We start from the raw sequence: 19,855 nt of genomic DNA on the forward strand, positions 1-19,855 counted from the left end.
TGCCGCTGCCCTGTCTGCTTAGACGGTGCGGCATGAGGAACTGATTAAAATCAGGACGAGGTCGGCCGACCCAGATCACGACCGCCGGCAAGCTTGCGTTCCCAGTTCCAGGCACTTTGGACGATCTCGTCCAGATCGTCGTGGTGTGGCGTCCAGCCCAAAAGCTCACCGATCCGGCTCGCATCCGCCACGAGGCTGGGGGGATCGCCCGGGCGGCGCGCGCCGATCTCGATCGGGAACATGACACCCGAGATGCGCTGGACCGTGTCCAGCACTTCCTTGACACTGTAGCCATGGCCGTAGCCGCAATTGGCGATGAGCGAAGGCTTGCCGGCAAGCAGATGTTCGAGCGCGGCCAGGTGAGCCGCCGCCAGATCGTCGATATGGACGAAGTCACGCACGCAGGTGCCATCGGGCGTGGGATAGTCGGTTCCGTTGATCCGCATGCCCGGCCGCTTGCCGATGGCCGTCTCGCAGGCAACCTTGATGAGATGGCTGTTCTCCGGCGTCGCCTCGCCCACGCGCCCCTTGGGATCGGCACCGGCGACGTTGAAATAGCGCAAAATGCCATAGGCAAAGCCATAGGCGCCAGCCGCCTCGATCAGAGCCTGTTCGGCCATCAGCTTGGAGGCGCCATAAGGATTGATCGGCGCCTTTTGCACATCCTCGTCAATGGGCTGCTTCAAGGGTTCGCCATAGACGGCCGCCGTCGAGGAAAAGACCACGGCCTTCAGCTTATGGCGCGCGCAGGCATCGAACAAGGTAAAGGCGCCAGCGGTGTTGTTGCGGTAATATTTCAGTGGATCGCGGACCGATTCACCCACCCAGATATGGGCGGCGCAATGAATGACAGCATCAAAGCCGCCTTTGCCCAGAACCTCGTCCAGCCGTGCCTGATCGTTGATGTCGCCTTGATGGAGAGGGGCGTCGCCAACGGCCCAGCGATGCCCTGAATAGAGATTATCATAGGCGGCTACCTCGTGTCCGGCATCCGCGAGCTTGAAGAGAATGTGACTGCCTATATAGCCAGCACCGCCTGTTACCAGGACACGCATGATCGATCCCCAATAGGGGCTGGCCTGAATGTGCCAGCCAGAAAGAAGACAGGCGACCTTGGCCGCCGCGCCAACATAATGAAGCTCCAGGCCCGTAGGGCCATCGCGAACAATATCACCCCAGGTCAAAAACGACTGGCGGCGCCCAACCATAGCGAGAAAGATGAAGCAGGTTCAACGCAACCCCTTTCCTCGCCTTCGTCCTCTTATCGCTACGCTGGCATTCATGGCATCAACGCCACATCGTAGAGTTGGACGCTGCAGGCGGCGATGGCCAATTGATCTCCACAAAAGATAGGTAGGAGGAGCTGGTCTTCCAGCGCCGTATCGAGCAAGAGCCTGAGGCGGGCAGGCTTCACCGGTTCGTGTGGCATCTGCAGCAAAGCCTTTTCCGGCCCGGCATTGAGGACGACGAAGAGCGAGCGTCCCCCTTCCGTCAAGGCCAGGAGAACGGCTCTTCCATCGGGCTGGCGCCAGTCCTCCGACGACATCGGCCGGCCATCCAGCCGGAACCAGCCGATCTCCAGCCCGTCATGCTGCGAGACCGAATCCAAGAGCGGATGCCGATTGCGGATCTCGACGAGGCGGCCAACGAAAGCAATGAGATCAAGCGTCGCCGGATCACTAGCCCAAAGATACCAGCTGATCTCGTTGTCCTGGCAATAGGCATTGTTATTGCCCTGCTGGCTGCGCATCGACTCGTCGCCCATGGTCAGCATGGGCACGCCCCGTGCCACCATGAGGGTAGCCAGCATATTGCGTATCTGGCGCAGACGCCGGTTGTTGATCACCGGATCGTCGGTCGGCCCCTCGATGCCGTTGTTGCTGCTGTGGTTGTCGTTCGTCCCATCGCGATTGGCCTCGCCATTCGCCTCGTTATGTTTGTCTGCATAGGCGACGGTATCGAAAAGCGTGAAGCCGTCATGGCTGGTCAGGAGGTTGAGACTGGCATGGACACCACGCATGCCCGTGTCGCGGTTGGCGCCAAAGAAGCCGCGCGAGCCCATGAGAACATGGCCGATCTCCGGCAAGGCACCGTCATCGCCACGCCAGAAGCGGCGCACGCTGTCGCGAAAATGGTCGTTCCACTCGGCGAAAGGCGAGGGAAAATGGCCGAGCTGATAGCCATCGGGACCGATATCCCAAGGCTCGGCAATCAGCTTCAGTCCGGCTAGCAGCGGGTCCTGGGAGATCGCCTGGAGCAAGGGAGCCTCGGGATCGAACGCTCCAAGCCGCGTGCGGCCAAGAACCGATGCCAGATCGAAGCGAAAGCCATCCACGCCCAGAAGCGCAAAATAGCGCAGGCTGTCGAGGACGAGCTGCATTGCCCGCGGATGCGCGGTGTTCAACGTGTTGCCGCAGCCCGTATCGTTCACATAGAAGCGCGGATCGTCTGCCTGCAGTCGGTAATAGGAGAGATTGTCGAGCCCGCGCAGCGACAAAGTGGGCCCGAGATGGTCGCTCTCGGCCGTATGATTGTAGACGACATCCAAGATGACCTCGATGCCCGCCGCATGCAGGCCGTCCACCATGGCCTTGAACTCGAAGAGCGGATCGCTTTGCGCGTATCGCCCCTCCAGCGCCATGAAGGCGTGCGTGTTGTAGCCCCAATAATTGACGAGCCCGCCCTCGATGAGCCGTCTTTCGTCGAGGAAGGCCATGACGGGCAGGAGCTCCACCGCCGTGACGCCCAGGCGCTGTAGATGTTCGATGACCTTGGGATGGGCCAAGGCGGCAAAGCGCCCACGATCCTGGGTGGGTACATCCGGATGCAGACGCGTCAGGCCCTTAACATGCGCCTCATAGATGACGGTCTTGGCCCAGGGTATCGCCAACCTGTCTTGCGGATCGACACTTTCGGCCAGCGCCAGGCCCGGCAGCATCACGCCTTTCATGACGAAAGGGGCGGAATCGCGCGGATCGAGGGCCAAGGGATTAGCCTCATCGACAAGATTGGGTCCCTCCCAGCGAAACCGGCCGGTCAGCCCACGGGCATAGGGATCGAGCAGCAGCTTTGCCGGGTTGAAACGATGGCCGTGCGCGGGGTCGAAAGGACCATAGGCCCTAAGGCCATAGATCTGCCCTGGCCGCACGCCCGCGAGATGGCCATGAAAGACACCATCGGTCAAAGACGGCAACCGCAACCGTGCCGTCTCGACCAAACCCGAATCGTCAAACAGGCAGAGCTCGATCGCCTCCGCATGCGCCGAAAAGACGGCAAGATTGATTCCGTCCTCCGTGAAATCGACTCCCAATGGCCATGAACGGCCCGGGCTCATGACATCGGCAGTGGAGGAGCGGCCCTTGGCCATCTACACTTCCTGACTTCGTGATCGAGGCAAAGGGCTTTGCCTCGCTTATACTTGGTCGCCTAGAGCAGATCGGCCACGCTGGGAGCAAGACCGCAAAAGTCAACGACCCGCCTCTCGCAGGGCTGATCTGCGTTCATTGATCACGATGCCCTCGTGATCCACTTGACCCACGCCTGACCAGCTACCGCTATCAGGCTCAAACTGTAATTGCTTAAAGGGTTCTGCTGTTCGCATGGATCTCGACCCTGCGCCTTCCGAGGCCGACGCCAAGAAAAGACCCGCCGCCCAGGCACTACCCGCGGCTGAAAAAGGAAGCGATGCGGCCAGGGAAGAGGCCAGACCTGCCCCTCCCGGACCAGCCGCGAATGCCAGGCCGGACCAGCCCGAAGGCGTGGGGGGCGATCTCGGCCAGAAACAGGGGCCGGACCAGCCACAAAAGCCGCGTCGCAAGCGGGCCTTTCTCATCTTTTTCCTCGTACTGCTGGTTTTGGCCATCGGCGGCGGCATCTATTGGTGGCTCAACCGAGGCTATGAGAGCACCGACGACGCCTTCATTGACGGCCACCGCGCCACCATCGCTCCCAGGGTAGGTGGCCTCGTCATCCGACGCCTGATCGACGACAATCAGTTCGTCAAGCAGGGCGACCTTCTGATCGAGATCGACCCGCGTGACTATGAAGCGGCCCGGGCGCGTGCCCAGGCCGATCTCGCCTCCGCCGTCGCCGCCCAGGCCCAGGCCCAGGCCAATCTCGACCTCGCCCGCATCCAGCTGCCAGCGCAATTGCAGCAGGCGGATGCCAATGTCGGCAGCGCCCGCGCCCAGGCCGACCAGTCAAAGGCCAATCTCGCCTCCGCGCAGGCCGAGCTCGCGAGGGCCCAGGCCGACGCCACACGCTACACGCAGCTCAACCGGGAACAATTCGCCTCCCGACAGACCTTCGACCAAGCCAACGCCACGGCCAAGACATCGGCTGCCTCGGTTCAGTCCGCCCAGGCGCAAATCGAAGTAACGGAAGCGCAGATCGGCAGCGCCATCGCCCAGCGCGCCGCGGCCGACACGGTAGCCCAGCAACTAGCCGCCAAGGCAGCCGCCTTGCGCTCGGCGGACGCCCAGGTGGCCCAGGCAAAGGCCTCCCTGCAAACGGCCGAGCTCAACCTCTCCTATACCAAGATCTACGCCCCCGCCGATGGTTGGATCACCCAACGCTCGGTTGAAGAAGGCGATGTCGTGCAGGCGAACCAGGCGCTCACCTCCTTCGTCTTCGGCACGCCTTGGGTGACCGCCAATTTCAAGGAGACACAGCTTGCGGGCATGCAGCCGGGCGATCCCGTCGACATCGTCGTCGACGCCTATGGCGGTGCCGTGTTCAAGGGCAGGGTCGACAGCATTCAACGGGGCACGGGCTCGGTCTTCACCCTCCTGCCGCCCGAGAACGCTACCGGCAATTATGTGAAGATCGTCCAGCGCATGCCGGTCAAGATCGTCTTTGACGAGCCACCCGACCGCAAATATTCCCTGGGTCTTGGCATGTCCGTCGTGCCAACCGTGCATGTGGGAGCCGGAACGCCTCCAGGCCAGGCGGGAGGCGAGGCAGGAACCCATCCAGACACCAAGCCCGCCGCCGGCACGAGCAACTGAGCGATGGCAAGGGAAGATGCCATCGACGCGGCCGCCAAGGGGGGCCAGGGACCGGCGGTCAAACCGCAAGGCATGCTCATCGCGGCCGTCGTTGCCATGGCTGCCTTCATGGAGGTCTTGGACATCTCCATCGCCAATGTGGCGCTCAACTACATAGCCGGCGGCCTCGGTGCCAGCCAGGACGAGGCAACCTGGGTCCTGACATCCTATCTCGTCACCAACGCCGTCGTTCTGCCGGTCAGCGGCTGGCTGTCGACGCTGATGGGCAGGAAGCGCTTCTTCCTGGTCTGCATCATCGGCTTCTCGATCGCGTCGGCCATGTGCGGCTTCGCACCGACCTTGTCGATCTTGATCGTGGCGCGCGCGCTCCAGGGCATGGTGGGCGGCGGCCTGCAGCCGATAGCTCAGGCCATCCTGGCGGACGCCTTCCCCCCCGAGCGCCGTGGCGTCGCCTTCGGCATCTTCGGCATGGCGGTCGTCTTCGCGCCGGCGATCGGGCCCACGCTGGGCGGCTGGATCACCTATAATTACGACTGGCGCTGGATCTTCTTCCTAAACGTGCCGATCGGCATCATTCTGGCCATCCTCATCCAGCAACTGGTCAAGGATCCGCCCGCTTTCACGGCGGATCGCGAACGCCGGATCGCGAAGGGCATTTCGATCGATTATATCGGTTTTGGCCTCCTGGCGCTGGGGCTTGGCTTCCTCCAGGTCATGCTGGACCGCGGCCAGCAGGATGACTGGTTCAATTCCAGCTTCATCGCCACCTGCGCCATCATCTCGGCGATCTCCGTCGTCGCCTTCGTCATCTGGGAATGGACCAGCGACGATCCGATCGTCGATCTGAAGCTCCTAAAGACGCCGAGCTTTGCCATCTCCAACGTCTTCATGTTCATCCTGGGCTTTGCCCTCTTCGGCACCACCGCGACGATCCCGCAATTTGTCCAGACCCTGCTGCATTACACGCCCGTCGATGCCGGCCTCGTCATATCGCCGGGCGGTTTCGCCATCATGCTCATGATGCCCATTGTCGGCAGGCTTGTGGGCGTGATCGACCCTCGTTACATGATCGCCTTCGGCTTTGCCGTCTCGGGGGCCGCCCTCTGGCACATGACCGGTTTCGATACCCAGGTCAGCTACTGGACCGTGGCCCTGGCACGGATCTACCAGACGATCGGGATCGCCTTCCTCTTCATTCCGATCTCGACCGTCTCCTATGTGGGCATACCGCCTGAGAAGAACACCAACGCGTCGGCCCTGGTGAACCTGATGCGCAACCTGGGCGGCAGTGTCGGCATCTCGATCATGCAGGCTCTGGTGACAAGGCGAACCGCGACCCACCAGAGCTATCTGGTCGAGAGCGCAACTTATGCCAATCCCGCCTACACGGACCGACTGGCCTCCTTGCAGCAAAAATTCGAGGCTCTCGGCCAGGCACCGATCGATGCGAATCGCTCGGCGCTTGGCGTCATGGCGCAGCAGCTCGTCGGGCCGCAGGCGCAGATGCTGGCCTATATCGACGTCTTCCTTTTCGTTTGCACACTCCTGGTCATCGTTATCCCCTTCGTCTTCTTCATCAAGAAGCCCCAAGGCGGCGGCGGCCCGGTCGCCGCTCATTAGGCGGGAGGGGCATTCCCTCCCCCGATACCGCGCTCAACCGCGCTGGAGCACGTGGGCGGTGCGCTGGTCGATCGCCGCGAACAGCGCATCCCACTCCTCGGCCGTCGGATCACGATTCTCGTTGACCATCTTTTGCACTTCCGCCCGGCGCTGCATCAAAACGGTATAGGCAGCCGAACCCGCCTCGACGAGCGAGACGGCGAAATCCAGGATTTTCAAGGCGACAAGCACGTTACCCATGATCAGTCTTCCTTGGCAGCGGTTGCCGGGGTGGCTTCCCGGGCGGTCAGCACCTGTGCCCGCAAGGTGGCGGTCACGGTCGAGAGAAGCGACGTCAAGGAGCCGAGCTGGCTTTCCTCCTCGGTCGACAAGGTGGACTGCGCCACCAGTGCGCGCGCGCTCGTCACGTAGCTGTCGGCATCCTTGACAGTGGTCTGGATCGCCTGTCGCAAGCTTGCTTCGACACACCCCCCAGCTGGTGCCGGCGCGTCGGCCGTGCAGTCCGGCTTAGGCGTGCAGGCCGCCGAGAAGTCGCCGGCATTCTGGCAAAGATAGGTATCGGCTGCCGCAAGGGCGGCATCGTAGTCCGAGAGGGCCGCATAGGCCCCCTGGCGAACCGTGTCGGTCCTGACACCCACGCAGGCCACAAGGCCGAAGGCGAGCATCGTTAGGACCATCATCGCACTGCGCATGGGTTATCCTTATTATTTTGTGGGTATATAATCCTATCGTAATTTGCAAATGAGGTCGAGCATGGATGACCCATGCGCTGCGCTTGTTCCCTTCGGGGATCACTTTAAACTGCGAGTCGACCGCGACGTGACCTGCAAGAAGCGAGCGCCTTTATGTCCATTGCGTCCAAGCCGATCGATCCGGCCGCCCTGAAGTCGGCCATTCTCGATAAGCTCGTCTATAGCGTCGGCAAGGATCTCGACCGGGCCACCCGACACGACTGGTTCTTCGCCACGACCCTGGCGGTCCGCGATCGGATCGTCGATCACTGGATGCAGACGCATCGCGAGCAGGCCGGCGATGGCCACAAGCACGTCTATTATCTCTCTTTGGAATTCCTGATCGGGCGCCTCCTGGCCGATGCCCTGAACAATATGCAGCTCATGGAGCCGGTCGGTATCGCCTTGAGCGAACTTGGCGTCGATCCGGACGAGGTCTTGAAGGTCGAACCCGACGCGGCGCTCGGCAATGGCGGTCTCGGCCGTCTCGCCGCCTGCTTCATGGACAGCATGGCGACCTTGGGCGTGGCCGGCATGGGCTATGGCATCCGCTACGAGCACGGCCTCTTCAAGCAGGGCTTTGATTCCGGCTGGCAGGTGGAGCGGCCGGAAGACTGGCTGGCCTTCGGCAATCCATGGGAATTCGAACGACCGGAAGCAGTCTATCCCATCCGCTTCTTCGGCACGGTCAAGGAATCCGAAATCGAGGGTCGCAAGATCTATCTTTGGGAAGGTGGCGAGCGCGTCCTGGCCGTCGCCTGGGATACACCCATCGTTGGCTGGCAAGGTCAGACCATCAACACATTGCGCCTCTGGTCCGGTCAGTCGGGCAATCTGATCGACCTCGATGCCTTCAACCGCGGCGACTATGTAAAGGCGGTCGAGGAGCAGGTGAACGCGCAAAGCATCAGCCGCGTGCTCTACCCCAATGATTCGACCGAAGCCGGCCAGCTCTTGCGCCTCAAGCAGGAATATTTCTTCACCTCGGCCAGCCTACAGGACATCCTGCGCCGCCATCTGGCCCGCTTTGAGACATTCGACAATTTAGGCCAGCAGGTGGCGATCCAGCTGAACGACACCCATCCGGCGATCGCCGTGCCGGAACTGATGCGCCTCCTGATCGACGATTACGAGATCGCCTGGGACAAGGCGTTCGCGATCACCTCCTCGGTGATCAATTACACCAACCATACCTTGATGCCCGAGGCGTTAGAGCGCTGGCCGGTCTCGCTCATGGAGCGGCTCTTGCCCCGCCACATGCAGATCATCTACGAGCTCAACGCCCAGGTCCTCAACGAGCTGCGCAGCAAGCCGGAGACGCGTGATCCCGATCTGGCCGAGGTCTCGATCATCGGCGAGGGTCGCGACCGCATGGTTCGCATGGGTAATCTCGCCTTCCTGGGCTCGCGTCGGGTCAATGGCGTCTCCGCCTTGCATGGCGACCTCATGAAGGAGACTGTCTTTAAGCAGCTGCACGCTTTTTATCCGCAGAAGATCACGGCGATCACCAACGGCGTCACGCCCCGTCGCTGGCTGCTCTCGTGCAATCCCGGCCTGGCCGCCCTCATCACCTCGGCGATCGGCGATCGCTGGATCACCGATCTCGAGGCTCTGGACGAACTCACGCCGCTTGCCAAGGATGCCAGCTTCAAGGAGCACTTCGCCCGCATCAAGCGGAGCAACAAGGAGGTGCTGGCCGCGCTGATCGCCAAGCGCAATGGCATCGGCGTCGACCCGGACGCTCTCTTCGATGTCCAGATCAAGCGCATCCATGAATATAAGCGCCAACTTTTGAACATCCTGGAGGCGATCGCCCTCTATTTGGCGATCAAGCAGCGGCCGGACGCCGACTGGCAGCCCCGCGTCAAGATCTTCGGCGGCAAGGCCGCACCCTCCTATGTCCGCGCCAAGCTCGTGATCAAGCTCATCAACGATGTCGCCCGCGTGGTGAACGGCGATCCCGACATCGACGGCAAGCTTCGCATCGCCTTCCTTCCCAACTACAATGTGAGCCTGGCAGAGCGGATCATCCCCGCAGGCGAGCTTTCCGAGCAGATATCGACGGCAGGCCTGGAGGCCTCGGGAACCGGCAACATGAAGTTCGCCTTGAATGGCGCGCTTACGATCGGCACGCTGGATGGCGCCAATGTCGAAATCAAAGATCATGTGGGGGACGATAATATATTCATCTTCGGCCTGACCGCCGAGCAGGTGCTGGAACGGCGAAGCCACGGCCACAATCCACAAAGCACGATCGAGACTACGCCCATCCTGCGCGAGGCGCTGGATGCGATCGGCCAGGGTCGCTTCTCAGTGGACAATCCCAGCCTCTTTCGACCTCTTCTAGAAGACCTCCGCACGACTGACTGGTTTCTCGTCACCGACGATTTCAAGAGCTATTTCGACACTCAACGCCGAGTCGACAAAGTCTATGCTGACCAGTCGATCTGGACGGAAAAGGCCATCATCAATACCGCCAAGATGGGCTTTTTCTCCTCTGACCGCTCCATCCGTGAGTATGCCGATGTCATATGGCAGGCGCCGCTGGCCCACTGACACCCGGCCCGAGCTCGTCTAGGTGCTCGTATGCGATAGGGTGCCAGAAGGCATCATCGCGGGGCCAGCAACTCCCGATGATTGGCCTTGCTGCCTCCTCGCGGGGTCGCTCCCAGGCGGCGCGCAGGTATAAGACATCATCCACAACACCATGACCCCATCCCTTCTCTCGCCGACCCTCTCCGGTCGACGCCACACTCTTTGGCAGGAAGCCTGACACGCCATGCGCATCGTCATGATCGGTGCCGGCTATGTGGGGCTCGTCTCCGCTGCCTGCTTTGCCGAATTCGGCATCGAAGTCGTCTGCGTCGATAAAGATCGCCATCGGATCGAAGCCCTGAGGGCAGGTCGGATGCCGATCTTCGAGCCCGGGCTCGAAGACCTGGTGAAACGGCACGTGGCCAGTGGCAGGCTCGGCTTCACTTTCAATCTCAAATCCGCCTTGCAGGGTGCCATGGCAGCCTTCATCGCCGTGGGTACGCCCTCAAGGCGAGGCGACGGTCATGCGGACCTCTCCCATGTCTTTGCGGCCGCGGGCGAAATCGCGACAGCCCTGAGCCATCCGCTGCTCGTCGTCACCAAGTCGACCGTACCGGTCGGCACGGGGCGTCGGCTTGCCGCCTTCTTTGCCGAAACGAGGCCGGATCTGAAAATCGAGGTCGCGGCCAATCCCGAGTTCCTGCGGGAGGGGGCCGCGATCGAGGACTTCATGCGGCCGGACCGCATCGTCTGTGGGATCGACGGCTCGGGAGCGCAGGCTCTCCTGGAAGCGCTCTATCGTCCGCTGGCCCAGGCCGGAACACCCCTTCTCTTCACGGGCCGCGAGACGGCCGAACTCATCAAATATGCGGCCAACAGCTATCTTGCGACCAAGATCACGTTCATCAACGAGATGGCCGATCTCTGCGAGGCCACGGGTGCCGACATCGAGGTGGTTGCCAAGGGCATGGGCCTGGATGGGCGGATCGGCGGGCGTTTCCTGAAGCCCGGCCCCGGATATGGCGGCTCATGCTTTCCCAAGGACGTCCAAGCCCTCCTCCACACGGCCAGGGAACAGAGTGTGCCGCTGCGTATTGTCGAGGCGGTTGAGGCCGCCAATGCAGCGCGCAAGCTGAAAATGGTATCGCGCATCGTCGCGGCCTGCGACGGCAAGGTGCGCGGCAAGCGGATCGGCGTCCTTGGCGTTACCTTCAAATCGGGCACGGATGACGTCCGTGACAGCCCAAGCCTCGTCGTTTTGCCGGCCTTGCAAGAGCTGGGCGCCAAGCTCTGCGTCTTTGATCCCGCCGGCATGGAAGAAGCGCGAAAACGGCTTCCTGGTCTGACCTGGGCGCAAAACGCCTATGAAACCGCCCAGGATGCGACAGCCCTCGTGATCCTGACCGAATGGGAAGCCTTCGGCAGCCTCGATCTCGACCAGCTCAAAACCCTCATGCACACACCCGTCATCATCGATTTGCGCAATGTGCTTTCTCCTGCGGCGGCCCGGGCAAGGGGATTTGCCTATCATTCGATCGGACGGCCCAAAGCGCGCATATAGTCGCAGTCTTTTCCGGCGATCCTCTTGTCTTGGGGTTCCTCCAGATGGTCAAAGACCTTCCTCAGCCCAAGCAGGAGATGCCTCATGCCAACGCCTACCGAGCTTCCCGCCTGGAAAAAGCTCAAGGCTCATGCCGCGCAAGTCAGAAACCTCGATCTCAGACAGGCCTTCGCCAGCGATCCTGCGCGTGTCGAAACGTTCAGCCTCACCTTCGAGGATCTCTTTCTTGACTACTCCAAGAACCTCGTCACCGAGGAGAGCATGCGCCTGCTCTTCGAGCTGGCGCGTGAGGCCAAGGTCGAGGAACAGCGTGCCCGCATGTTCGCGGGCGAAGCGGTCAATTTCACCGAGGGTCGCGCCGTCCTGCATGTGGCCCTGCGCAACAGGAAGGCACGCGCCTTCAAGGTCGACGGCCAGGACGTCATGCCGGAAGTGCGCGATGTCCTTAGCCGGATCGAGACCTTCACCGACGAAGTACGCTCCGGCCGGTGGCTGGGCCATACCGGCAAGAAAATCACCGACGTCGTCAATATCGGGATTGGCGGCTCCGACCTTGGGCCGCTCATGGCCTGCCATGCGCTGGCCCCCTACGCCTCCAAGGACCTGAACGCCTGGTTCGTCTCCAATGTCGATCCGGCGCACATCGCCGACACGCTGGCAAAGCTGGACCCGGAGCGCACGCTTTTCATCGTCGCCTCCAAGACCTTCACTACGCAGGAGACGATGACCAATGCCGGCAGCGCCCGCGACTGGCTGCTGGCAAGTCTCAAAGACGATGCCGCCGTCGCCAAGCATTTCGTCGCTGTCTCGACCAACGCCAAGGCGGTCAGCGCCTTCGGTATCGATACCAAGAACATGTTCGGCTTTTGGGACTGGGTTGGCGGACGCTATTCGCTCTGGTCGGCGATCGGGCTCGTCATCGCCCTTTATGTCGGCTTTGAGCGCTTCGCCGAACTGCTGGCGGGTGCCCAAGCCATGGATGAGCATTTCGAGACAGCACCGCTCGAGACCAACCTGCCGGTCGTGCTCGGCCTTTTGGGCATCCTCTATAATGACTTCATGGATGCACAGTCTGTCGCCCTCTTGCCCTATGACCAGCATTTGGACCGCTTCGCCGCGCATTTTCAGCAGGTCGACATGGAGAGCAACGGCAAACGCGCCGATCGGGATGGCCATCTGATCAAGGACTATCAAACGGGTCCCATCGTCTGGGGCGAGGCTGGCACCAACGGCCAGCACGCCTTCTACCAGCTCCTGCATCAGGGCACGAAGCTCGTTCCTTGCGATTTCCTGGTAGCGGCGCGAAGCCTCACTCCTTTGGGCGACCACCATCAAAAGCTCCTGGCCAACTGCTTTGCGCAGACCGAAGCCCTGGCCTTCGGCAAGACCGAATCCGAGGCTCGAGCGGAGCTGGAACAGCAAGGGGTCGAGGGCGAGACTCTGGCAAAGCTGCTGCCATCCAAGATCTTTCCAGGCAATCGTCCTTCGACCACACTCCTCTACAAGGAGTTGACACCACATCGCCTGGGCTCGCTCATCGCCCTCTACGAGCACAAGGTCTTCGTCCAGGGCGCCATCTGGAACATCAACAGCTTCGATCAGTGGGGCGTGGAACTAGGCAAGGCCCTGGCAGGCAAAATCCTGCCGGAACTCGATCCAAAGGCGCCCCTGCCCACCGGACACGATGCCTCCACCAATGGGCTGATCGCGCGGGCGCGCCACTTCATGGCATGAGTTCTGCATAAAAAATCGCAGGCAACGGAACGTCACGCTTTCGCGACCATCCGTCACAACGCGAAAATGTTGTATTTTAGCAACTATGAAAACGGAAAAACGCAAGAAAGGGTTTTTGGGGGCTCCATAGGATGAGTTCTTCGGCTTTTTAACCGATAGGAGCATTCGGGCATCACCTGAAGGGAGACCGCCAGGGTTTTGAGATCGTGGAATATCGCGATCCATGTCGACAACAGGCAAGATCGAGGGATCATCGAGTGTTCATCAATGATTTCTGTACATTGTCATGTAATAATCGGGATCTTGTGCAGGATGGATTTATATCGGCCGCTTGAGGCCAGTAAATCTTTCGTGACAGCTTGGATTCCGGAGCATGCTGATTGATCTTGTCGGCTGTCATCACTTTTTGTAACAAAATATTGCTTAAGACTGCGGAAGCGGTTAGATGGCGGGCAAGTCTTGCCCAAAATGAAACCTGTATACATGCCGCGGCGCAGTCCGTCGGTGCAGCCTGGAGGAGATAGAATGACCGACGAAGCGGATCGTTCGCCAAAGTCGCGCCGCTGGCTTCTTGGCGGCCTCGTCCTTCCTACCCTGGCGATGGGTGCTGTGAGCTTGTCGCCTCTCTCTGCCCTGGCGGCAGTCAAGAAGAAGCATCTGGCAACCAAGATCGTCTCCCAGCATTCCAGCCGAAAGCTGGCGCACACAACGACGCGGACCGCTGCCGGTACGGCTAGGCACACCCGCACGCTGGCAGGCTTGCCTTCGGGCGTCACACATCAGACCCATGGCCAGCCTGGCCTCGTGGTCCCCTATGGGGCGAATAACGGTGCGCCCTTGAACGCGCCGGTGCGTCAGCTTGCTCTCTATAATCGTCGCAACGGCGAATCCATCCGGCCCATATATTATCAAAACGGCCAGTATCGTCCGGACGCCATGGAAGCGATCAAGCGCTTCATGCGCGACTGGCGCAGCGATAGTACGATCGACATCGATCCGGGCCTCGCCGATATCCTCTGGTCGCTGCAGCGGCGCCTCGTTCCCGAAGGCTGCATCGACATGGTCTGCGGCTATCGCTCACCCGCAACCAACGCCATGCTGAGGCGTACCAATCGCGGTGTCGCCCTCAACAGCTTCCACATGTATGGGCGAGCGATGGACGTGCGCATCGCCAATGTGTCGCTCCAGGCCCTGCACACGACGGCGCTCAAGCTCGGCTCCGGCGGTGTGGGCTACTATCCAAGCTCGAATTTCGTCCACGTCGATAATGGGCCGATCCGCCAATGGGGCCAGAACGGCCACAGTTACGGCGCCTGATCCAGCTACCCTCTTTGAGGGCTCCCTCCCCCCGAGAGAGACGAGCCGAAAGCGGCCCTTCTTCCTCGGGGGAGCCGGTTCCTAGTTCCGGCGGCCCTGACCGAAGAGGATACTCTTGGCCTCATCATCCATGGAAGTGGGCCTGGTCTTGACGGCATCGGCCTTGGCATAGGCCCTGGCGACGGCCGGACGCGCGCGCACGGCTTCGAACCACCGCGCCACATGAGGGTACTCCGCGAAATCGATCCCCTGGTTCGCGTGCGGCACGGCCCAGGGATAGATTGCCATGTCGGCGATGGAATAATCGCCGGTCACGAATTCGCTCTTGCTCAACTGCTCGTCCAGAACGCCATAGAGGCGCTGGGTCTCCTTGCGATAGCGTTCGATGGCGTAGGGGATCTTCTCGGGCGCGTAGATGCTGAAATGATGGTTTTGTCCCAGCATCGGGCCGAAGCCGCCCATCTGCCAGTAAAGCCACTGCAGCGTCGTGTACCGCGCCGCACCGGACTTGGGCAGGAAAAGCCCCGTCTTGTCGGCCAGATACTCCAAGATGGCGCCTGATTCGAACAGTGACAGCGCCCGGCCACCGCCTGGAGGCTGCAGGTCGATGATCGCAGGAATGCGATTATTAGGAGCGATCTTTAAGAATTCCGGCTGGAATTGCTCGCCTCGACCAATATCGATCGGCTTTATCTCGTAGTCGAGGCCGGCCTCCTCAAGAAAGATCGTGATCTTATGGCCGTTAGGCGTCGTCCAATAGTAAAGCTCGATCATCGATCATCCTTATCAAAAGCCAAGAGTGAAGAAAGGGCGGTGGACCGCCGGCACGAAACCGGGCTGGCACGAAAGCCGATTGCATGAAGCTATGTGAGGTGGATGGAACTAAACATCCAGAGCTCTCCCAAGCGGCAGTTCGCTTGCCGCCTCTTCTCGTGCCGCGGCTACGGTCTCCGCGGCGATCGCGCGGTCCTCGAGCCGTGGCGGATCGGGTGTCTGATGCGTTTTGGCGCGGGGTGCATGATCGAGTTCGACCATGATGGGAAAATGATCCGAACCAAAGGCTGGCAGCCGCCGAAGTCGTCGCAGGACGAAGTCCGGACTGTGGAAGACATGATCGAGCGGCCAACGCAAGGGCCAGATCCCGGCGTGGAAGCTATTATAGAAGCCGCGACCCACACGAGGATCGACGAGTTGGCTCAGGCGCAGGAAGGCGCGGGTCGTCCTGGACCAGGCAACGTCGTTGAGATCGCCCATGACGATGACCGGTCGTTCGTCGCCATGGCGGCGACGCGCTTCGATCGCGCGTGCAACCAGGATGAGTTCCGCATCGCGCGATAGCGAAGTTGGCGCCTCGGTCGGACTGGGCGGCTCCGGATGAACGCCCCACAAATCGACGATCGCACCCGAGTCCAGTCGCACCCCTACCCGCATGGAGGGAATTCCGTCTTTCAAAAGGAAGGACAATGACTGGTCAACGAAGGGAAGCCGGGAGCGGAGAACCATGCCATAAGTATTGCCAAGGGGACAGCTTAGGACGTGCGGATGGGTGCAGCTCAGCATCTCCGCCAGTTGCTGGGCCCACCACGTATCGGTCTCGACGGCCAGGACGATATCGGGCGCCATGCGCTCGAGGCTCCTTTTGAGCCGCCCGACCTCGCGATTATCCATGAGGACATTGACCGCCACGAGCGAGAGGGACCGCTCGGATCTGGGTCGGCGGCTGCGCAGTACCTGGCGCCGCCAAAAGGGGGTAAAGGGTGCTATCGCTGCCGCCTGCGCAAACAAGGCCAAAGCCAGGCCGGCACCCAGGAGGAGGTCTTTCCAACCATAGAGAGTTCCGCTCGCTGCCCTGAGGACAACGGCGATCACCATCAGTCCGACGAGTTGTAGACGCGGAAACTCCCAGATCCGCACCCACCAGGCCGCATGCCGCCAGAAGGGCAGGAACGTAAGGGCGATGCCGCCGACCGCCAATGTACAGGCCAGCGAATACAAGAAGCAGCTCATCATCGGTAAAGTCGGTGGGGCTTTCGCGCCGGCCCGCACGGCATTGGCTGTGGGTGCCGGCGGGATGGTTTCTTCACGCCAAGGACTCCTGGAATGCCGTCGCTGCCAGGCTCGCGAGGTCCCGGCTGGCGGTGGCGGGATCGAGTGCCCTGACCTGGCCCGCCGTCATCCAGGCGAGCTCGGCAAGCTCGTCGTCGGCAAGCCGACCCTCCCCTGCCTGCCAGGCGCAAAGAACGGGGCAGAGAACGACATGCAGGCCTTCCTTCGGCCTGATGATCTCCAGAGGCGGCAGGAGCCGCAAGGCCCGGGCCGAGACAGCCGTCTCCTCGTCCAGTTCACGCAAGGCAGCCTCGACCAGGGTCTCGCCCCATTCGAGCCTGCCGCCGGGAAAGCCCCAAAGACCAAGATCAGGAGCCTTGCGACGGCGGCCGAGCAGCAGGTGATCTTCTCGCCTGACCATGGCTAGGACCGCAGTCAGGGGGTGTTCTCCTTGGCTCATGCAGACCATCCACCCCTTGCGACAAAGGCGCTAACTCCGCACAATCGCTGCATTCGGTACATCGTCCACATCTTCATCGTCGCCACGGGGGCTTCGTTGCGAAAGTCCCGTCATCACCAGGACGATCTGTGAAAAGGATCTCCGTTTGACCGGCAAGCAAGTCGACCTCTTTCTCGACAGCATCGTCAATGCCCCGCTCAAAGACGATCGGGCCTTGATGGAGTTCCCCTTCTTTTCACTGCAGAAGACACCTCGCCTCAAGCCCCTCGTCTATGACGATGGCAAGGTCAAGATCGAGGTTCGGCCAGGCGAGCGCGGCATCGCCACGATCTGGGACAAGGACGTCCTTATCTACGTGGCCTCGATCATCAATGATCGACTAGAACGCAATCTGCCGGTCGACCGCACGATCCGTTTCTCGGCGCATAATTTTTTGCAGGTCACGGGCCGGGGCTCGGGCAAGCGGGCCTACGAGCTTCTCCTCGATGCTTTTTTCCGACTGCGTTCGACCACCATTGTCACGACTATCGAATCGGCCGAGTTGAAGGAGCGACGGGGTTTTGGCTGGATCGAGACCTTTCGGATCATCGAGCGCAAGACGAAGACCGGCAAGAAGGTCATGGCAGCCTGCGAAATCACGCTTAACGACTGGATGTTTCGCGCAATTGCCCAGGACCGGCGCGTCTTGACGATCCATCCTGGCTATTTCGATCTGTCGATGGGCCTCAAGCGACGCCTCTACGAGCTGGCCCGCAAGCATTGCGGCTATCAGGAGCGATGGGTCATCAGTCTGCCCCGGCTGATCGACAAATGCGGCTCGGTCCTCGAGCCCCGCTTCTTCAAGCCCCAACTGCGCAAGGTTATCGAGGATGACGACCTGCCCGACTACCATATTTCCATGAACTTCGATCCGCGTGAGCGGGAAGCTGTCGCCCAGGATGGCCTGGATGCGCGGCGCTGGGCGACGAACGAGCGCATCCTCGTCAATTTCCAGCCGCGCGCCTCGGTTCTGGCCCAGGCATCTGCCTCCTTATAACGACTTCTATTCGGTACATCGTTCACATAGTCGTCTTGGGATCGACGTGGCAGCGCCGTTTCGTTCGGTACATCATTCACACTACGCAAGTGTCGCGATTTCTCGGTACATCGTTCACAGGCGTCCAAGTCCATTCGGTATATCATTCACAAAAAAGTAACTACCACCCGGAGCAAGTTCTAAGTTCGGTACATCATTCACCATCCACAAGCTGGGGATAAGCTTTCGGACTCGGTACTTCATTCACAAAAGCTCGGTACTTCATTCACATTTGACTCGGTACATCATTCACGAAAACTCGGTACATCATTCACAAATATAGCACCTATCCTATTGTATATGCAGGATAATCCCGACCTTTAACGTACTAACCACAAATATAACGTCATAACGGTCCGGCGCTACGCTTCCGCATCCTCCAGCAAACGGCAGATCGCGGCGATATCAGCCCTATACTCTTTCTTGACCCTCACCCGATGCAGGGTAATCCCTGCACTGGCAAAGGCACGATTGAGAAGATCATCACGGCGACGACGTTCAGGACGTTCGTGCGAATTATCGTCCAGCTCGATAGCCAGAAGGACATTCCAGCTTTCGTCGACGATGACGAAGTCCACATGCTTGGCGACGATGCGAGCAAAAGCTCGCTGCTGGCCGGCCGAGCCTTCTTTCAGGACGGGCTGGATAAGATCGGCGACGCGAATCTTGGCAAGAAGGCGGGCATGCGATGGCAGGTTTTGCAAAAGCTTCGTCGCGAATCGCTTCTCACCGGCACTAAGCAGGGGTGTCGGCTGATAACGATAAGGTTTCGTCAGCGCCAGGATGGCCCAACTCAGGGCCACGAGGAGGAAGGCCAGCAAAGCCAGGAGAGGGACGAATTCCCCGGCCTTCAGCCAGGTCGGCATGAAACGCCCATTCGAGCTTCAGACGCCAAGAGCGTTTCGCATCAAAAGTCTTGTCGTAGCGTCGATCAACGGCTTTTGGCCTCCCCAGTGCACGAAGCCCGGCACCGCTTGGTGGATCAGCATGCCAAGGCCGTCGACGGTCCGCAGATTGCGCGCTCTGGCCCTGGCCAGGAGATCGGTCTCCAGCGGTCGGTAGACGAGGTCGGCAACCACGGCGTGTGGCGGCAGGGCGGCCACATCGAGTGCTAGTGGTTCGTGCCCCTCCATGCCCAGGCTCGTGCATTGCACCAGCAGGTCGCCATCGGCCAGGGCCTCGTCGCGCGTCTTCCAGGGTGCGATCTCGAGGTTGAGCGTTCCCAGTCGCCGGAGCTCCGACTCCAGCAGCCTGGCTCGTTCCAGGGTCCGGTTGATCAAGCGAAAATTGCGCAAGCCGCGATCATACAAGGCCGCGGCTACGCCACGCGCCGCGCCGCCCGTGCCAAGAAGAATGACGTTTTGCGTCCGTTCCTGCCATCCTGGCGCCTGATCATCGAGATTGGCGGTAAAACCATGGCCATCGGTATTATCGCCGATCAGCGTGCCGTCAGTGTCGACCAGGACGGTATTGACGGCGCCGATGCGCTCTGCGGTGGGCGTCAGTCGATCGACCAGGGCAAAGGCCCTCTCCTTGTGGGGCAAGGTGACGTTCCAGCCGCGAAAACCGGCTTTAGGCAGGGCCTGGAAAAGGAGATCGAGATCGGCCGGAACCACCGGCAGCGGGATGTAGCTGCCGTCGATCGCATGGCGTTCGAACCAGTGGCCATGCAGCAAAGGCGAGAGCGAATGGGCGATGGGCCATCCCATGACACCGGCCAGTCTGGCCCGTCCACTGATAAGCACGTGCGTCTTCCAAGATTAGCGTGAT

The 19,855-nt window shown here is 60.9% G+C and carries 16 protein-coding genes; 7 read left to right on the top strand and 9 right to left on the bottom strand.

Translation table 11 applies throughout. The features are described 5' to 3' along the window. Positions 1 to 50 precede the first annotated feature (50 nt). Together galE and glgX are read right to left on the bottom strand one after the other, a co-directional pair. Positions 51 to 1,055, bottom strand: a complete 1,005-nt coding sequence (gene galE, locus CFB17_RS08570) for a UDP-glucose 4-epimerase GalE (RefSeq protein ID WP_088561302.1) — start codon at positions 1,053 to 1,055, stop codon at positions 51 to 53. Positions 1,056 to 1,279: 224 nt separating this feature from the next. After that, complete coding sequence (gene glgX, locus CFB17_RS08575) at positions 1,280 to 3,367, bottom strand: glycogen debranching protein GlgX (RefSeq protein WP_207761986.1); 2,088 nt, start codon at positions 3,365 to 3,367, stop codon at positions 1,280 to 1,282. A gap of 232 nt (positions 3,368 to 3,599) precedes the next feature. Between glgX and CFB17_RS08580 the strand changes: the two genes are divergently transcribed. Continuing rightward, the gene (locus tag CFB17_RS08580) at positions 3,600 to 5,006 is read left to right on the top strand and encodes an HlyD family secretion protein (protein WP_088561127.1); all 1,407 of its coding nucleotides are present in this window, start codon (positions 3,600 to 3,602) and stop codon (positions 5,004 to 5,006) included. 3 nt (positions 5,007 to 5,009) lie between these two features. Then, positions 5,010 to 6,626, top strand: a complete 1,617-nt coding sequence (locus CFB17_RS08585) for a DHA2 family efflux MFS transporter permease subunit (protein ID WP_207761987.1) — start codon at positions 5,010 to 5,012, stop codon at positions 6,624 to 6,626. A gap of 33 nt (positions 6,627 to 6,659) precedes the next feature. Here CFB17_RS08585 and CFB17_RS08590 read toward each other — a convergent pair whose 3' ends face one another. Continuing rightward, a complete protein-coding gene (locus CFB17_RS08590; RefSeq protein WP_088561128.1) occupies positions 6,660 to 6,866 on the bottom strand; it encodes a hypothetical protein in 207 nt (68 codons plus the stop codon). Positions 6,867 to 6,868: 2 nt separating this feature from the next. Further along, positions 6,869 to 7,318, bottom strand: a complete 450-nt coding sequence (locus tag CFB17_RS08595; RefSeq protein ID WP_088561129.1) for a hypothetical protein — start codon at positions 7,316 to 7,318, stop codon at positions 6,869 to 6,871. Between the two features lie 153 nt (positions 7,319 to 7,471). Here CFB17_RS08595 and CFB17_RS08600 point away from each other — a divergent pair, with 153 nt between their 5' ends. From CFB17_RS08600 to CFB17_RS08615, 4 genes are all read left to right on the top strand, one after another. Continuing rightward, positions 7,472 to 9,913, top strand: coding sequence for a glycogen/starch/alpha-glucan phosphorylase (locus CFB17_RS08600; RefSeq protein ID WP_088561130.1), 2,442 nt, complete (start codon positions 7,472 to 7,474; stop codon positions 9,911 to 9,913). Between the two features lie 223 nt (positions 9,914 to 10,136). Further along, the gene (locus CFB17_RS08605) at positions 10,137 to 11,453 is read left to right on the top strand and encodes a UDP-glucose dehydrogenase family protein (protein WP_088561131.1); all 1,317 of its coding nucleotides are present in this window, start codon (positions 10,137 to 10,139) and stop codon (positions 11,451 to 11,453) included. Positions 11,454 to 11,537: 84 nt separating this feature from the next. Next, positions 11,538 to 13,187, top strand: a complete 1,650-nt coding sequence (gene pgi, locus CFB17_RS08610; protein ID WP_088561132.1) for a glucose-6-phosphate isomerase — start codon at positions 11,538 to 11,540, stop codon at positions 13,185 to 13,187. A gap of 525 nt (positions 13,188 to 13,712) precedes the next feature. Then, the gene (locus tag CFB17_RS08615; RefSeq protein WP_165769503.1) at positions 13,713 to 14,504 is read left to right on the top strand and encodes a DUF882 domain-containing protein; all 792 of its coding nucleotides are present in this window, start codon (positions 13,713 to 13,715) and stop codon (positions 14,502 to 14,504) included. Positions 14,505 to 14,585: 81 nt separating this feature from the next. Here the strand turns inward: CFB17_RS08615 and CFB17_RS08620 are convergent, their stop codons facing one another. From CFB17_RS08620 to CFB17_RS08630, 3 genes are all read right to left on the bottom strand, one after another. Further along, entirely contained in the window at positions 14,586 to 15,278 is a 693-nt protein-coding gene (locus CFB17_RS08620; protein ID WP_088561134.1) for a glutathione S-transferase N-terminal domain-containing protein, read from the bottom strand. Between the two features lie 108 nt (positions 15,279 to 15,386). Beyond that, complete coding sequence (locus CFB17_RS08625; protein WP_165769504.1) at positions 15,387 to 16,511, bottom strand: endonuclease/exonuclease/phosphatase family protein; 1,125 nt, start codon at positions 16,509 to 16,511, stop codon at positions 15,387 to 15,389. A 73-nt stretch (positions 16,512 to 16,584) separates the two neighbouring features. Further along, on the bottom strand, positions 16,585 to 17,010 hold the full coding sequence (locus tag CFB17_RS08630) for an NUDIX hydrolase (RefSeq protein ID WP_279311726.1): 426 nt from the start codon (positions 17,008 to 17,010) through the stop codon (positions 16,585 to 16,587). 145 nt (positions 17,011 to 17,155) lie between these two features. Between CFB17_RS08630 and CFB17_RS08635 the strand changes: the two genes are divergently transcribed. After that, a complete protein-coding gene (locus CFB17_RS08635) occupies positions 17,156 to 18,046 on the top strand; it encodes a replication initiator protein A (protein WP_243389817.1) in 891 nt (296 codons plus the stop codon). Between the two features lie 401 nt (positions 18,047 to 18,447). Here CFB17_RS08635 and CFB17_RS08640 read toward each other — a convergent pair whose 3' ends face one another. Both CFB17_RS08640 and CFB17_RS08645 read right to left on the bottom strand, forming a co-directional pair. Continuing rightward, entirely contained in the window at positions 18,448 to 18,951 is a 504-nt protein-coding gene (locus tag CFB17_RS08640) for a DUF2726 domain-containing protein (protein ID WP_088561137.1), read from the bottom strand. Positions 18,952 to 18,969: 18 nt separating this feature from the next. Further along, complete coding sequence (locus CFB17_RS08645; RefSeq protein ID WP_243389818.1) at positions 18,970 to 19,830, bottom strand: shikimate dehydrogenase; 861 nt, start codon at positions 19,828 to 19,830, stop codon at positions 18,970 to 18,972. Positions 19,831 to 19,855 lie beyond the last annotated feature (25 nt).

Origin of the sequence: Arboricoccus pini (assembly GCF_900187945.1) — a bacterium.
GTDB lineage: Bacteria > Pseudomonadota > Alphaproteobacteria > Geminicoccales > Geminicoccaceae > Arboricoccus > Arboricoccus pini.

Coding starts and splice junctions, on each gene's coding strand:
- galE (WP_088561302.1), bottom strand. CDS start 1,055: ATGCGTGTCCTGGTAACAGGCGGTGCTGGCTATATAGGCAGTCACATT.
- glgX (WP_207761986.1), bottom strand. CDS start 3,367: ATGGCCAAGGGCCGCTCCTCCACTGCCGATGTCATGAGCCCGGGCCGT.
- CFB17_RS08580 (WP_088561127.1), top strand. CDS start 3,600: ATGGATCTCGACCCTGCGCCTTCCGAGGCCGACGCCAAGAAAAGACCC.
- CFB17_RS08585 (WP_207761987.1), top strand. CDS start 5,010: ATGGCAAGGGAAGATGCCATCGACGCGGCCGCCAAGGGGGGCCAGGGA.
- CFB17_RS08590 (WP_088561128.1), bottom strand. CDS start 6,866: ATGGGTAACGTGCTTGTCGCCTTGAAAATCCTGGATTTCGCCGTCTCG.
- CFB17_RS08595 (WP_088561129.1), bottom strand. CDS start 7,318: ATGCGCAGTGCGATGATGGTCCTAACGATGCTCGCCTTCGGCCTTGTG.
- CFB17_RS08600 (WP_088561130.1), top strand. CDS start 7,472: ATGTCCATTGCGTCCAAGCCGATCGATCCGGCCGCCCTGAAGTCGGCC.
- CFB17_RS08605 (WP_088561131.1), top strand. CDS start 10,137: ATGCGCATCGTCATGATCGGTGCCGGCTATGTGGGGCTCGTCTCCGCT.
- pgi (WP_088561132.1), top strand. CDS start 11,538: ATGCCAACGCCTACCGAGCTTCCCGCCTGGAAAAAGCTCAAGGCTCAT.
- CFB17_RS08615 (WP_165769503.1), top strand. CDS start 13,713: ATGACCGACGAAGCGGATCGTTCGCCAAAGTCGCGCCGCTGGCTTCTT.
- CFB17_RS08620 (WP_088561134.1), bottom strand. CDS start 15,278: ATGATCGAGCTTTACTATTGGACGACGCCTAACGGCCATAAGATCACG.
- CFB17_RS08625 (WP_165769504.1), bottom strand. CDS start 16,511: ATGAGCTGCTTCTTGTATTCGCTGGCCTGTACATTGGCGGTCGGCGGC.
- CFB17_RS08630 (WP_279311726.1), bottom strand. CDS start 17,010: ATGAGCCAAGGAGAACACCCCCTGACTGCGGTCCTAGCCATGGTCAGG.
- CFB17_RS08640 (WP_088561137.1), bottom strand. CDS start 18,951: ATGCCGACCTGGCTGAAGGCCGGGGAATTCGTCCCTCTCCTGGCTTTG.